15 protein-coding genes are annotated in these 15,410 nt (G+C 26.6%); 10 read left to right on the top strand and 5 right to left on the bottom strand.

Annotated features, from left to right (window positions below):
• Positions 1 to 2: 2 nt before the first annotated feature.
• The gene (locus CP965_RS10645; RefSeq protein WP_129062094.1) at positions 3 to 887 is read right to left on the bottom strand and encodes a DMT family transporter; all 885 of its coding nucleotides are present in this window, start codon (positions 885 to 887) and stop codon (positions 3 to 5) included.
• An 89-nt stretch (positions 888 to 976) separates the two neighbouring features.
• On the opposite strand from CP965_RS10645, the gene murA reads away from it, so the two are divergent.
• The 3 genes from murA to CP965_RS10630 are packed head-to-tail and all read left to right on the top strand — an operon-like array spanning position 977 to position 3,985.
• Complete coding sequence (gene murA, locus CP965_RS10640; RefSeq protein ID WP_129062093.1) at positions 977 to 2,242, top strand: UDP-N-acetylglucosamine 1-carboxyvinyltransferase; 1,266 nt, start codon at positions 977 to 979, stop codon at positions 2,240 to 2,242.
• A gap of 14 nt (positions 2,243 to 2,256) precedes the next feature.
• Entirely contained in the window at positions 2,257 to 3,351 is a 1,095-nt protein-coding gene (locus tag CP965_RS10635; protein WP_129062092.1) for an HdrB C-terminal domain-containing protein, read from the top strand.
• A 13-nt stretch (positions 3,352 to 3,364) separates the two neighbouring features.
• Positions 3,365 to 3,985 (top strand): HNH endonuclease, encoded by a 621-nt coding sequence (locus CP965_RS10630; RefSeq protein WP_129062091.1) that lies wholly within the window; start codon positions 3,365 to 3,367, stop codon positions 3,983 to 3,985.
• 2 nt (positions 3,986 to 3,987) lie between these two features.
• Here the strand turns inward: CP965_RS10630 and CP965_RS10625 are convergent, their stop codons facing one another.
• The 3 genes from CP965_RS10625 to CP965_RS10615 form a co-directional block, all read right to left on the bottom strand.
• The gene (locus CP965_RS10625; RefSeq protein ID WP_129062090.1) at positions 3,988 to 5,634 is read right to left on the bottom strand and encodes a BCCT family transporter; all 1,647 of its coding nucleotides are present in this window, start codon (positions 5,632 to 5,634) and stop codon (positions 3,988 to 3,990) included.
• 73 nt (positions 5,635 to 5,707) lie between these two features.
• A complete protein-coding gene (locus tag CP965_RS10620) occupies positions 5,708 to 7,120 on the bottom strand; it encodes a type II secretion system protein GspD (RefSeq protein WP_129062089.1) in 1,413 nt (470 codons plus the stop codon).
• A gap of 83 nt (positions 7,121 to 7,203) precedes the next feature.
• Complete coding sequence (locus CP965_RS10615) at positions 7,204 to 7,776, bottom strand: YigZ family protein (protein ID WP_129062088.1); 573 nt, start codon at positions 7,774 to 7,776, stop codon at positions 7,204 to 7,206.
• Between the two features lie 77 nt (positions 7,777 to 7,853).
• Here CP965_RS10615 and tlyA point away from each other — a divergent pair, with 77 nt between their 5' ends.
• From tlyA to CP965_RS10580, 7 genes are read left to right on the top strand one after another with little or no spacing between them, the layout of a single operon-like run.
• Positions 7,854 to 8,561: a 23S rRNA (cytidine-2'-O)-methyltransferase TlyA gene (gene tlyA / locus CP965_RS10610; protein ID WP_129062087.1), complete on the top strand. Its 708-nt coding sequence runs from the start codon at positions 7,854 to 7,856 to the stop codon at positions 8,559 to 8,561.
• Positions 8,530 to 9,369, top strand: coding sequence for a bifunctional riboflavin kinase/FAD synthetase (locus CP965_RS10605; RefSeq protein ID WP_129062086.1), 840 nt, complete (start codon positions 8,530 to 8,532; stop codon positions 9,367 to 9,369). Before tlyA ends, CP965_RS10605 begins: the two co-directional genes overlap by 32 nt.
• Positions 9,370 to 9,407: 38 nt before the next feature.
• A complete protein-coding gene (gene cmoA / locus CP965_RS10600) occupies positions 9,408 to 10,118 on the top strand; it encodes a carboxy-S-adenosyl-L-methionine synthase CmoA (RefSeq protein WP_129062085.1) in 711 nt (236 codons plus the stop codon).
• Positions 10,119 to 10,134: 16 nt separating this feature from the next.
• Positions 10,135 to 10,644, top strand: a complete 510-nt coding sequence (locus CP965_RS10595; protein WP_129062084.1) for a peroxiredoxin — start codon at positions 10,135 to 10,137, stop codon at positions 10,642 to 10,644.
• Between the two features lie 8 nt (positions 10,645 to 10,652).
• Positions 10,653 to 11,741: a plasminogen-binding N-terminal domain-containing protein gene (locus CP965_RS10590; RefSeq protein WP_129062083.1), complete on the top strand. Its 1,089-nt coding sequence runs from the start codon at positions 10,653 to 10,655 to the stop codon at positions 11,739 to 11,741.
• Entirely contained in the window at positions 11,731 to 13,122 is a 1,392-nt protein-coding gene (locus tag CP965_RS10585; RefSeq protein ID WP_129062082.1) for an FAD-binding oxidoreductase, read from the top strand. The genes CP965_RS10590 and CP965_RS10585 overlap by 11 nt, the downstream gene beginning before the upstream one ends.
• A gap of 9 nt (positions 13,123 to 13,131) precedes the next feature.
• A complete protein-coding gene (locus CP965_RS10580) occupies positions 13,132 to 13,938 on the top strand; it encodes a YihY/virulence factor BrkB family protein (RefSeq protein ID WP_129062081.1) in 807 nt (268 codons plus the stop codon).
• A gap of 2 nt (positions 13,939 to 13,940) precedes the next feature.
• On the opposite strand, the gene dbpA is transcribed toward CP965_RS10580, so the two are convergent.
• Entirely contained in the window at positions 13,941 to 15,311 is a 1,371-nt protein-coding gene (gene dbpA, locus CP965_RS10575; RefSeq protein WP_129062080.1) for an ATP-dependent RNA helicase DbpA, read from the bottom strand.
• Positions 15,312 to 15,410: the final 99 nt, after the last annotated feature.

The following is a 15,410-nucleotide window of genomic DNA, read 5'->3' as shown; positions in this document are numbered from 1 at the left end:
ATCTAATCCTTTTTAGAGGAAACTAAAACCCCACTTAATACAATCAATAGTATACCAAAGATAATCCAAATATCAGGGAAAGCATCTCCTAAAATTATTCCTATTGCAATACTAAAAGCAATATTCGCATATGATATTGTACCAATTATTCCAGCTTTTGCAACAGAATAAGCTTTTGTCATATAAATTTGTGCAAATGTTGCTACAATTCCTAAAAGAATTATATAAAACCAATCACTTGATTTTGGCATAACAAAGGTTGCAAAAATAAAATCATATTTTTCATTAGTATAAAACTCAGAAATAAGCATTAAGATCATAGGTCCAATTGTTCCTATAGACATAAAAGATAAAACTATAGTTCTACCATCATAAAATTTTCTTAATTCTCGAATAGATGTATAAGCTAAACCTGCACCTACTCCACAAAGGATTCCTAGCCAATCTGTTTTACTTAATGAACTTCCATCAAAACCTGTAATAAATAAAATTCCAATAAACCCAATAAATACTCCTAACCACCCTTTAAAAGATAACTTTTCTTTGACAAAAAGAAAAGCAAAAATTGCACTAAAGATTGTAGAAGTTTTAGAAAAAGTCATTGCTTCACCAAGGGAAATATTTGCAATATTATAAAAGAAAAATAATAAAGCTATAAATCCTGCCATTCCTCTAAAAATTAAAAGCCAAGGTTTTCCACCCTTTTGTACCAAAGGAGATTTATATATTGAAAATAGTATTAAAATCACTCCAAAAACATTTCGAAAGAAAACTACTTCTATGGAACTCATTGAATCACTAAGCTCTTTTGCAAAAGCTCCCATACAAGCAAATAAGAAAGAAGCAAACAGCATATATTTGATTCCTAATGAGACATCATTTGTCATATTTTATCCTCTATAAAAAAAGCGAATTTTAGTAACTTTTAGATAAAATATCAACTATTTATAGATTTAATGAATTTTATAGGAAGATAATGGAATATTTAAAAATAACTGGTCAAAATAAACTTGAAGGTGAAGTTACAATTTCAGGAGCTAAAAACTCTGCTTTACCAATAATTGCAGCTACAATACTTGCAAAAAATGAAATAAATATATGTAATATGCCTGATGTAGTTGATATAAATACTCTTTTAAAATTAATTGACAAATTAGGTGGTACCTTTAAAAAAACAAGTGATTGTATAAAAATAGATACCTCAAAACTACATAATACAACAGCTACTTATGATATAGTAAAAACTATGAGAGCCTCAATTTTAGTTTTAGGTCCCATTTTAGCGAGATTTGGACATTGTGAAGTTTCTCTTCCAGGAGGTTGTGCAATAGGACAAAGACCTGTTGATTTACACTTAAAAGCCCTTGAAGCAATGGGAGCAAAAATTGAAATAAATCATGGTTATATTAAAGCAACTGCACCTGATGGCTTAGTAGGAACAAAGATTGTATTTGACAAAGTAACAGTTGGAGGAACAGAAAATACAGTTATGGCTGCAGCCTTAGCAAAAGGTACTACTACTATTATTAATGCAGCTAAAGAGCCTGAGGTTCAACAGCTTTGTGAAGTTATAAGGGATGCTGGAGTAAAAATTGAAGGAATAGGAACATCTAAATTAATTATAGAAGGAACAAATAGAGAACTTCTAGAATTTAAAGATATTGATGTAATTGCAGATAGAATTGAAGCAGGAACTTATATGTGTGCTGCTGCTATTACAAATTGTAAATTAAAGATTAATAAGGTAATTCCTCTACATCTTGAAGCTATTATTTCAAAATTAGAAGAAATGAATTTTGAAATTTTACAAGATGAAACTTCTGTTACTATAATGCCAACTGATGAAATAAAACCTGTAAATATTGTTACAACAGAATATCCAGGTTTTCCAACTGATATGCAAGCTCAATTTATGGCTCTTGCAACCCAAGCAAATGGTACAAGTACAATAGATGAAAGACTATTTGAAAATAGATTTATGCATGTAAGTGAGCTTCTAAGACTTGGTGCAGATATTCATTTAAATGGAAATATTGCAACCATCAATGGAAAAGCTTCTGGACTGAATGGAACAGATGTTATGGCTACAGATTTAAGAGCTTCATCAGCACTTGTTCTTTGTGCTTTAGTTGCAAAAGGGGAAACTTCTATTCATAGAATTTATCATCTTGATAGAGGATATGAAGACTTGGAGGGGAAACTAAGCAAAATAGGTGCAAGTGTATCACGACATAAAGAATAAACTAAGGTTAAAAAATGAAATTAGAACTTAATATTTTTAAATTTGATTGTAAAAGTGATTATTTACCTTATTATACGAAACATTTTGTAAAAATTGAAAAACAGGAAACTCTTTTAGATATTTTAAATCAAATAAATAATGAGCAGAACTTTTCTTATGAAAATAACAAAGACTTTTGTATAGTCATAAATGGTTTATTCACAAAGCTTTCAATTACTATTTTACAATTAGTTGAAAAATTTGGCAAGGATTTAACCATAGAACCAATTTCTATAAGAAGAGCCTATAAAGATTTACTAATAGATGATAATGACTTTAAAGAAAAATTTAAACTTTTAAAGAAATTTACAAATAAAGAAGATGAAAAAAATTATTTAAATAATAAGATATATTTTTATGCTTCAAATACAATGAACTTTTATCATAACTATTTAGGTGACCCTATTTTTTATCTTGCCCATGAACTAATAGAAAGAAATCCTGACAATAAAGAAGAGATTTTAAATATTATAAAAAATGAAGAATATTCAATAGAGTATCACACAAGTTTAAAAAATAGAATTTATAACTTTGATAATACAAAAGAAGAAAAAATAATTCAAATAAAAAATGAATTAGGACTATTATATGAAGTAGAAGCTCAAGAGTTTTGTATTGATAAAAAGATAACTATAGATTTTGATAAAGTTGAAGAAGAAGAAATAAAACACAATTTTAAAGATTTTAATTTAGCTTATTATTATGGAGAAGAAAAAGATTCTCAAACTCAAAAACTATTAGAAAACCTTAAAGCAAAAAAAATAGATATAAAAACTAAAGATATTGATTTAAACCTTAGTACTTTTATTAAGAATCCAGAACTTTCTTTAAAATTAGCTTCATCAATTTTATTAGAAGCTTATGATAGTGCTGCTGATTTATTAATAGTAGATAACAAACAAGTATTTAAACTATTGGAAACAAATAGAAAAACAATAGCAAAACTTTGTGGTAGAGAAGTTATTATTCCTATTTTACATAAAAATGAATTAGCTCTTTTAGCTTACTCTAAATTTGATAAGGCAAAAGAGTTATTAAAAAAACATGAAGTAAACCCTGAAATCATTTAAAAGGAGATTCTATATGGTTTTAGACTTAAAATTTATATTAATTGGTTTTTTACTAATAGCTTCTTTAATTCCTTTATATATTTACAGAAAAGAAATATATAAAAAAATAAATAGAAAAGGAAATATTAAAGCTTTTTTGAAAGATGTTGAAATTTATTTAAAAAGTAATCATCCAAAAATTAATTTTGATTTTTCAATAATTTCAAAATATAAAAATGAAAAAGATATACATATTCAAGAAACCTTGATACTAGAAGATTTTATAAATCAATTTGTAAACTATGAATATGAATTAACAACTCAAAGTCCCGTAGCAAAAGAAAAACTATGGAGTTCTTATGATATAAATTCAAAAGTAATTTCAGAAGAAAAAAGACCTAATGATTGGGCAAGAAGAAAAGAAACTGCTTGGAATAGAGATCAAGGTAAATGTAATAGATGTGGAATAAAAACAAAACTTGTAGATGCACAAATACTTTTAGCAAGACAAACAAAAGATGGTGGAGGATTTAATTTAGAAAACTTAGTTGTCTTATGTAGTGATTGTAGTAAAGTAATAAGAACATCTAATAAACAAAAAGTAGGAAAAGATTTAAATATTTCTAATAATCTCATAAAAAAAGTAGAGCCTTAAAATTATTTATATTCAGGCTCTTCTATTTTTTTAATATCAGGATTTAATTCATCAATTAAAGTTCCTTCCTCACCTACATTTTTATCTAAAATCCAAGGTTCTCGAACTGAAATTTGCTCATTACCAGATCTTACTGGAGTATCTTCTAAACTTAAACTTTTTAAAAGTCCTATAATCATAATTATCATAATAAAAGAAAAAGGTAATGCTGCTGTAATAACTGCTGATTGAAGTGTTTCTAGTCCACCAGCTATAATTAAAACACCCGTTAATAAAGTCAGAATTATTCCCCAAAATACTCTATGCATAGTAGGAGGGGATATAGACCCTGAAGCTAAAATTGTAGTAATTACTAATGTCCCAGCATTTGCTGAAGTTATTAAATAAGTTGCAATAAGGGCTATCATTAAAAATGAAATTATTTCAGAAATAAAACCTATTTCCATATTATCTAACATTATAAATAGAGATGCAGAAACATCAGTATTTACAGCTGTTGTAATATCTTTTCCCATAAATAATTCTTCATATAAAGCTGTACCACCAAATAAACCTATCCAAACTATTGTAATTAAAGTAGGTGTTAATAATACTCCTGCAACAAACTCACCAAAAGTTCTCCCTCTTGATATTCTGGCAATAAACATTCCAACAAAAGGAGACCATGCAATCCACCATCCCCAAAAGAAAACTGTCCAAGTAGTTTGCCAATCACTATCATGGGTTACATTCGTATGAAAAGTAAACCTAATAATATTTTGAATATAAAAACCTGTTGCTTCAACAGTGACTCCAATTAAATATTGTGTTGGTCCATAAACAAGAAGAAAAACTAAAACAAAAATACTAAGCCAGAAGTTTCCTTCAGAAATTAATTTAACCCCTTTACTAACCCCTGAAGCTACGGAAGCAGTAGCTATAAACATAATAACAGCCATTACACTTAGTTGTAAAGTTAATGTAGTATCAATATTTAAAACATGGTTTAAACCTGCATCCATTTGCTCTACGCCTAAACCAAGAGTTGTGGCAATACCAAAAATAGTACCAAAAACAGCCAAAATATCTACAAGGTCGCCTAAAATAGAATCTGTTCTTTTCCCTAAAATAGGATATAAAGCAGACCTTATAGTTAGAGGATAATCGTGTCTATAAGAAAAGTATGCCATTGTAATTGCAATAAAAGAAAAAATTGCCCAGCCATTTAAACCCCAATGAAAATAACTTAAAGACATACCTAAAATAGCCGATTGTGCATTCATATCACTTCCAGTAAAAGGATTGTCCTGAAATTGAATTATGGGTTGGGCAACAGACCAAAATAAGATACCAACACCTGTTCCTGCAGCAAAAAGCATTGATACCCAAGAAAAAAAAGTAAATTCTGGCTGCTCAACATCTGAACCAAGCCTAACATTCTTATATCTTCCCATACCTAGCCAAATCATAAGAAACAACAAGAAAGCTACAAGAATAACATAATACCATTCTAAAAAAGGGTTTAAAAACTCTTTTGAATTTTTTAGATACATATAACTTTTTTCAGGGAAATATCCTGTTAAAAATACTACAATAAAAATCAATAACATTGAAATTATTGACATTTTTCTATTCATACCTTTAAAAAAACCTATATTTGCAACTTTCATTTCATACCCTTAGCCAAACTATTATTACTTTTTAGAGTAACAAATAAAGCTTAATATGAAGTGAGAGCCATTATTACATATTAAAATAGTTTTCAAATCTACTTTTTTTAGTTTTATTAATTTTTGTTGAATTATTTTTATAGTCTTTTTTCTTCTTTAGGTTTATTAAACTTTCTTCTAAAAACTTATCTTCCAAAGCTTTTAATTTTGATAATTGTTTAGTTAAATATGTTAAATCTTTATTCTTTGGAATTATATATGGAGTAACTATTATCAATAAATTTTTTGTTCTATTATCTTTATATCTATTTTTAAATAATTCTCCTATCATAGGGATTTCACTTATATAAGGAACTTCTTCAATATTTTTTTCACTTTTACTTTCTATTAGACCTCCTAAAATAACACTTTCCCCATTATTTACAAAAGCTGTTGTATTTATATGTTTTTTTGAAGTATCAGGATTACTATTTGTAGTATTAGCAGTCTTAACACCTTCTATTTTAGTATCAATATCAATTAAAACTTTTTTTCCAAATACTCTTGGTTTGAGTTTTAAAGTTAAACCTATATCTTCTCTTTCAAGAACATTTACTGTATTTCCTCCATCACTTATAGTACTTCCTGTTTGAATAGAAATTGTTTCACCTACATATATTGAACTTTCTTTATTATTTAAACAAAGTAAAGAAGGTTCAGAAACAATATTCAAAGCATAGGTTTGTTTTAACAAACTTAATGAAGCACCTAAAGCCAAAGAAGAACTTATATTAGGAATTTCTAAACCTATAGAAGAAGTATCAAAAGAAATAGCATTTCCATTATTTAAATTTGAAGAAAAAGTATATAAACCTCCACTATAAGCCTTTGCTCCTAAAATCCCAAATCTAAATCCTACATCATTTAATAAATACTCATCTAATTCAATAATTTTTGCTTTTATGTAAACTTGTATTCTACTTTTATCCAAGTCTTTTACTATATTTTCTAAATCTTCTAAATCTTTTTTTTGAGCATTTATAATTAAACTATTTGTTTCTTTTTCAAATGCTATTACAGGTTTTGCTCCCTTTGGGTAAGATCTTTGTTTGATTATATTAATTAATAATTTTTGTATATTTTCAGCATTTAGATGCGTTAAGTTAATTATTGAAGTTTTTGTATTATAAACTTTAACCTTTTCTTTGATGATTTTACTTTTATTCTTTTTGTTTTTTACAACTTTAAAAATATCTTTTTCTTTTTGGAGAAAATAGCCATTTTGCTCAAGAGAATCATTTAAAATATTTAATAAGTCATCTTTTGCAATAGTTGAATTTGAACTAAAGTTTACTTTACCTTCTAATTTAAAGGGAACTAAAATATCTTTATTTATAGTCTTTGAAGTAATATTTACAAGTTCTACTAAATCCAAATTTTTAAAGTTTACATTAATTTCTTTAGAGTAAAGATTTACAAAAAAAATAAAAAAGATAATAAGTTTCATAAAAATGCCTTTATATAATATTTTAAATTATCATATTAAAGTTTTACTTTAATAATATTTAATTTTATTTATACTACATAAAATTATTTTATTTTTATATTCCTAGGTAAATCATTTTTTAATTCATCAAGTTGTTCTTTTGTAAGTTCAAGTTCTAAACTTATATTTGAAGTAAACTCTTTTGATTTAATATTTATATTTTTTTGATTTAACAAATATTCAAGTTGAGACAATTCATTATATTCACACTCTAAAACTTGAGTAATAAGTTTTTCATACTTTTTTAAATTACTATTTTTTATTACTAAATTAACAGCATCACTATAAGCTCTTACTAAACCACCTGTTCCTAACTTTACACCTCCAAAATATCTTATAATTATGACAGCACTATTTATAAGCTCATTTCCAGCAAGAACATTTAAGGAGGGTTTCCCGCTTGTTCCTTTAGGTTCCCCATCATCACTTGAGTTTTCTACAACTTGTTCAAAATCATTTAAATATCTATAGGCATAAACAAAATGTCTAGCTTTTGGATGTTCACTTCTTAGTCTTTTCATTAGTGAATCAAATTGATTATAAGGACATAAATAAGCAATAAATTTAGACTTCTTTTCTTCTAAGGTTTGATTAGTTTCTTCTTTTACAAAATACATTACATAATTTTACACAAAGGAACTAAAAGAGCTATAAATAATCTAATAAGAAGCATTTTTTTACTATAATTTCCTCCATGAGATTGGATTTATACCTTACAAAACATTTTAATATTCAAAGTAGAAATAAAGCTAGTGAACTTATAAAATCAAAAAAAGTAAAAGTTGATGGAATAATCATTTCTAAAGCCTCTTATATAGTTGAAGAAAAAATGAATATTGAACTACTTGAAGATGATTTTTATGTAAGCCGAGCTGCTTATAAACTTAAATATTTTTTAGAAGAATTTAATATTAATATAGAAAATAAAATAGCTTTAGATATAGGAAGTAGTACTGGTGGTTTTACTCAAATCCTTCTTGAAAACAATATCAAAGAAGTAACTTGTGTAGATGTGGGTTCAAATCAACTGCATAAAAGAATAAAAGAAGATAAAAGAATTATTTTTTTTGAAAATCAAGATATAAGAACATTTAAAAGTTCTAAAATTTTTGACTTGATTACTTGTGATGTTTCTTTTATTTCAATTTTAAATATAATTGAAGAAATAAATAACTTGGCAAATAAAGAAATAATTATTTTATTTAAACCCCAATTTGAAGTTGGTAATAATATCAAAAGAGATAAAAAAGGGGTAGTAAAAGATAAGAATGCTATTTTAAAAGCAAGACAAAAGTTTCTTGATACTTGCAAACTTTTAAATTGGGAACTCTTAGCTTATGCAAAAAGTAAACTTGAAGGAAAAGATGGAAATGAAGAAGAGCTCTTCTATTTTAGTAAATAAAAAAGATATTACAACCATTGCTATTGGTGGTTTCGATGGAATGCATTTTGCCCATCAAAAACTTTTTAAAAATCTTGGAGAAAAAGGAGGAATAGTTTCTATTGAATCTGGTTTTTCTAATTTAACTCCTAAAAGTTACAGGCAAGAATATTCTAAATATCCTATTTACTATTATGTTTTAGAAAATATAAAACACTTAAGTGGAAAAGAATTTATTGACTTAATAAAAGAAGAGTTTCCAAATCTTAAAAAAATTGTTGTAGGCTTTGATTTTTGTTTTGGGAAAAATAGAAAAAACTGCATCCCTCAATTAAAAGAGCTTTTTCAAGGAGAAGTTGTAGTTATAGAAGAAATAAAAGTTGATGGAATTTCTGTTCATTCAAGAATAATTAGAGAATTTTTAAAAGATGGTAACATAGAATTTGCAAATAAACTTCTAGGTAAAAACTATAAAATCTTCGGAGATCAAATAAAAGGTCAAGGATTGGGAAGTAAACAATTTGTTCCAACTATAAACTTAAGAGTTGAAGATTTTTTATTACCTAAAGAAGGAGTTTATGCCACAAAAACAATTATAAGTGAAAAAAAGCATAACTCAGTAACATTTTTGGGTCACAGAAAAACCACTGATGGAAGCTATGCTGTGGAAACTCATATATTAGATAAAAATATAAAAAACTCATACAGAACAGTTCAAGTTGAATTTATTAAAAAACTAAGAGAAAATGAAAAGTTTGATTCTTTTGAAGCTTTAAAAGAACAAATACAAAAAGATATTTTAAATGCAAAAAACATTTTAAGCATTTGATAAATAATAATTAAACTTCATTTAGATAAAATATCTCTATGACAGATAAGGTATTTGAAAAATCAATAAAAAAACAATTTGAATTTGATGAAGAAGTAGCATCAGTATTTGATGATATGTTAAATCGTTCAGTTCCCTTTTATAAAGAGATGCAACGATTAACTATAAACTTTGCATTAAACTATTTAGAAGAAAATGATACTGTTTATGATTTAGGTTGCTCAACAGCTTCTACATTAATAGAACTTGCGAAACACTCTTCAAAAAAATTTGATTTAATTGGAATAGATAATTCTTCTGCAATGCTTGCGAGAGCTGAAAATAAATGCAAAGCATTTGGAGTTGATATTAAACTTCTTAATGAAGATTTACATAACATTGATTATGAAAATGCAAAACTTGTTATTTCTAATTATACTCTTCAATTTATAAGACCTTTGCAAAGGGAAAAATTAGTAAAAAAAATATATGAAAACTTAGAAGAAAATGGAATCTTTATTTTCAGTGAAAAAGTAATTTCTTCAGATAAAGTTTTAGGAAAACAATATATTGATGAGTATTATGAATTTAAAAAAACTCAAGGTTATAGTGAATTTGAAATTGCACAAAAAAGAGAAGCCTTAGAAAATGTACTTATACCTTATACTGATGAAGAAAATAAAAAAATGATATTAGATGCAGGATTTAGTCATTGTGAAACACTTTTTAAGTGGGTAAACTTTGCTACATTTATTGCAATAAAAAAGTAAACTAAAAGGAATATAAATGATTGAAATAGGACAAAAAGCACCAGAGTTTTGTACACCAAATCAAGATGATATTGAAATTTGCTCAAGAGATTTAATAGGGAAATGGATTGTATTATACTTTTATCCAAAAGATTTAACACCAGGTTGTACAAATGAAGCTTGTGATTTTACTGCTGCTGAAGCACAATTTGATGACTTAGATGCTGTGATATTAGGAGTTAGTCCTGATGATAGTGCAAAACATAGAAAGTTTATTGAAAAATATGATTTATCAATAACACTTCTTGCAGATACAGATAAAAAAATGTGTGAAGACTATGGAGTATGGCAACTTAAAAAATTCATGGGAAGAGAAAATATGGGAGTAGTTAGAAGTACTTTTATTATTGACCCAGAAGGTAAAATAGCTGAGAAATGGGAAAAAGTAAGTGTACGAAAAAAGAAAACTGTAAAAGGTGAAAAAATTGAAGTTCTTCACTCAGATGTTGTAAGAGATAGATTAAAAGAACTTCAAGAAGCTAAATAAGGAAAAAAATGAAATTAGTATCAAAAACTTTAATAGTGGCATTATCAACCTTTGCTTTAACACAAAGTCTAAATGCAAAAACAACAATTTGCTATAAGCAAGCTTGGAATTCTCCATCAACAATAGAAAGTACTCAATTAGATGGAGGTCTTTGTAAAGGAGAATTTTCTTTTAATCAAATGAAAGAAAAAGGTTGGAATCTTAAAGATTTAAAAATAGAAAAAGCTAAAACAGGTTTAAACTATATTTATACCTTAACAGATGAAGAGATTATTTCTATTGATAATTCAAAGTTTATGTCAAATAAACATGTAAAATTAGACTATAGCCCTTTTACAACTAAACTTAATAAAATTACAAATGATACAGCTAAAATAGATATACCAAATTTAAGAGTTGGACAAAGTGGTATTGTAAAACATGTTTATGAAAATAGAAAATCTTTAGTAGTGGCTAATGCTTTAGTTACTTCTTCTGACTCAACTTCTTCAACTTTAAAACTTGTTCCTTTTTTAGATATAAAACAAAATGCTATTCCAACTTCAAATAGAAAAGCACAAGAAGGGGATGAAGTAATAATTAATTATCTTTATGATTCTTCTTTAATTATTGCCCCATCTCAAGATGCTTTTTTAGCTACAAGAGAAAAATACAGAGATAATAACTTTTTGCACTCTGATCTTTTTGCTTCTAAATTGAAAACAAATGCAGAACCTTTACCTTCAAAAGAGACTATTCAAGATTTTGCTATATCTCAAAATATTGGTACTTTATTTTTTGTAATTAAAAATAAAGTTTATATTGTTGATAGTAAAACTTTTGCTATTTTAGAACAAGAAAATATTGCATATAATTTTACACAAGATGAAAAGATGCCTTTTTATACAAGAGTTGAAAAAATAGAAAAAAATCCTTTTGAATCAATTTTAGACTATGAAAATTGGTTAGATTCTATATCATCATTTTTTGGAGACGATAAAAGAACAGAGGAAGAAATATTATTAGAAGATGAAGTTTCTTCAGAAGAATTAGTAGTAGATGGCAAAATTTATAATAACTACTATGAAACATTATTAGGTTTAAAAGATGCTAAATAAAGAACATATTGACTATTTTAAAAATATTGTAGGTGAGGAAAATGTAAAAGCAGATAAAGCTCACCTAATAGCTTATTGCTATGATGCAACAAAAGAGAGATTTGAGCCAGATGCAGTTGTTTTTCCAAGGGATGAGCAAGATATATCTAAAGTTTTAAAATATTGTAATGAACATAAAATAGTAATCGTACCAAGAGGTGCAGGAAGTGGTTTTACAGGAGGTGCTTTACCTTCAAACGGAGGTATAATACTTTCTTTAGAAAGACATATGAATAAACTACTTGAAATTGATATGGAAAATATGGTTGGAGTTGTACAGCCTGGACTTATTAATATGGAATTTCAAAAGGCTGTTGAAGAAGTAGGATTGTTTTATCCACCAGACCCAGCAAGTGAAGAATATTCTACACTAGGGGGAAATGTATCAGAAAATGCTGGTGGAATGAGAGCAGCTAAATATGGTATTACAAAAGATTATGTAGTGGCATTAAGAGCTGTTTTACCAAATGGTGAAATTATAAGTGCTGGTAAAAAAACAATAAAAGATGTTGCTGGATATAATACAGCTGGTATTTTAATTGCAAGTGAAGGTACTCTTGCAGTTATTACTGAAATTACTTTAAAACTTATTCCAAAACCTAAATTTAAACAAACTTATATGGGTGTTTTTCCTGATGTAAATACAGCTATGAATGCAGTATTTAAATCACTTGCAGCAGGCGCAAATCCTGTTGCTATGGAATTTTTAGATGCTCTTGTTATTAAAGCTTTAAAACAAAAATTCCCAAATATAGAATTACCTGAAAATGCTGGTGGTATTTTAGTTGGAGATGTTGATGGAAGTAGCCAAGCAGAAATTGATTCTCAAATTGAAACCTTAAAAGAAGCCTTTGCTAAGTATGGTTCTATTGGATTTATTGAGGCAAAAGATGAAGAAGAAGGTAAAAAACTTTGGTTTGCAAGAAGAAATGCGAGTCCTGCAACAGCTATTTATGGTACAAAAAAATTAAATGAAGATATTTCTGTACCAAGGGCTAAGCTTCCAGAAGCACTAGATGCGATTTATGCAATTGGTGAAAAATATGGTTTTAATGTTCCTTGTTTTGGTCATGCAGGAGATGGGAATATCCATGTTAATGTAATGGTTAAAGATAAAAACAATGAAAAAGAAATGCACGACGGACATAAAGCAATTGAAGAAATTTTTCAAATGGTTTGTGATATGGGTGGTACCTTATCAGGAGAACATGGAATTGGATTATCAAAAGCACCATTTATGAATATTGCTTTTACTGATGCAGAAATAGAACTTTTCAAAAGTATAAAAAAAGCATTTGACCCAAATAATATTTTAAATCCATTTAAAATGGGACTTGTATAAAGTAAAAAAATGCAAGAGCCAGAAATTGTAAAGAATCCTATTAAGACTTTATTAAAAGCTTTAGATTCATTTTTTAATGATGATACAACTTATTATGCTGCAAGTCTTAGTTTCTTTACAATTTTTTCTATTTTACCAATAATCGCTTTATTAATTGCAATTATTTCTAGTTTGGATATTATTCAAAACTATTCAGATATATTTATAAAATACACTTTTGATATTTTAAACCCTACCCACTCAGAAGACTTTATTAAGACCTTCCAAAACTATATTTCAAATTCAAATAAACTAGGTTGGCTTGGTATTTTATATATGCTATTTGTTTTTATTATGTTTTTTAAAGATTATGAATATATTGTAAATAAAATACATAATGCAAAAAGAAAACCTCTTTTACAGTCATTTTTTTTCTATTTGTTTTTTTTAGTTACCTTACCACTTATGCTTGCTACATTAAATATTGTTTTATCTTTTTACAATAATACTTTTTTTAACTGGCTAATAAGTTTTTCTTTTGCTTGGTTAATATTTTTTGGACTTTTTAAATTAAGTGTAAATAGACATATTAATACAAAAGCTGCAGCTATTTCTTCTTTATTTACTTTAATAATTCTTTCTATTACTAAAAATTTATTTATCTATTATGTTGTTTACAATAAAACTTATGCAACAATTTATGGATCTTTAGCAATATTACTATTTTCTTTTTTTTGGATTTATATTTCTTGGGTAATTTATTTATATGGTATGAAAATGTGTCATAAACTAAATATTCAACAAAAAGCAAAGCTAAAAGCTTTAAAAGATAAATAAATTTATCTTTTAAAACATTTTATATATTTCCCTTTTATTTTATTCTTATTTAAACCATCTAAAGCTTTTTCAAAATATGCTTTTTCAATAGCAACATAAGAAACAAAATTTAAAATATCTATTTTTCCTATAGCTTCTTTTGGTAAACCTATTCCAGCAGTTAAACTTCCTAAAATATCCCCTGCTCTTAATTTATGTTTTTTCCCACTATCAATTAAAATTGCCCTATATTTACAATCTATAGAGAAATCATCATCTTTTATATCATCAAGCTCTTCAATTGATATATCTTTAAAGTTTTCTTTTATTTCATCAAACTTATAAAGAGTATTATCATCATAAAAAGATATTGATAAACCATTATTTCCAGCTCTTGCTGTTCTACCTATTCTATGAGTATGTACTTTTATATCTTTTGCTAAGTCATAATTTATAACCAACTCAATATCATCAACATGCAAACCTCTTGAAGCAACATCAGTTGCTATTAAAACGGGATATGATTTATTTGAAAAAAGAATTAATGTTTCATCTCTTTGTCTTTGTTCGAAATCTGAATGTAAAGTTAGTAAATCAACACCTTGCTCATATAAAATATCTGCTAATTCTTCACATTTTTGCTTTGTATTGCAAAAAATTAAAGTACTTGAAGCTTTACTTTGTTTTATTAAAGATTTAAGAACCTTATCTTTTTGTGCATCTTCTTTTACTTTATAAAAAATTTGTTTTATAGGATTTTCTTTTTCTATTGTTTGATCTTCTATAAAAATAGCTTCTTTCATTATAGAAGAAGTTAATTTTTTTATATTATCTTCATAGGTTGCAGAAAATAATAAAGTCTGCTTTTTCTGTGGTAAGTTTTCCAATACTTTCATTATATCATCATAAAAGCCCATATCAAGCATTTTATCTGCTTCATCTAAAACTACTATTTCAATATTGGATAAATCTAAATTAGATTCATGAATATGTTGTAAAAGTCTTCCTGCAGTTGCAACAATAATATGAGCTCCATGACTTAAAGATGCTACTTGAGGTTTAAAAGGTGTTCCTCCACAAAGAGTTAAAACTTTTACATTATGAATATGCCGACTTGTTTTTCTTATCTCACTTGCAACTTGATTAGCTAATTCTCTAGTTGGAGTTAAAACTAAAGCCTGAATTTTAAATTTTTTAACATCTAATTTATTTACAATAGGTAAAGAAAAGGCAAGGGTTTTTCCTGAACCTGTTTTTGCTTTTGCAATTAAATCTTTTCCATCTAATGAAAAAGGTAGAGACTCTTCTTGGATTTTTGTCATTTCTTTATAATTTAAAGAATTTAAATTCTCTAAAAATTCTTTTGATAGGTTTAATTGAGTAAATTTTTTAATAACAGCCTCTTTTTTTACTAGATTATAACAAAATTACCATAAATACAATAAAATTGTATTATCTTTACATTATAAATTAAATTATTTTAAAGTATAAAT

Source organism: Halarcobacter mediterraneus (genome assembly GCF_004116625.1).
Lineage (GTDB): Bacteria > Campylobacterota > Campylobacteria > Campylobacterales > Arcobacteraceae > Halarcobacter > Halarcobacter mediterraneus.
This window is presented reverse-complemented; position numbering and strand designations above follow the sequence as displayed.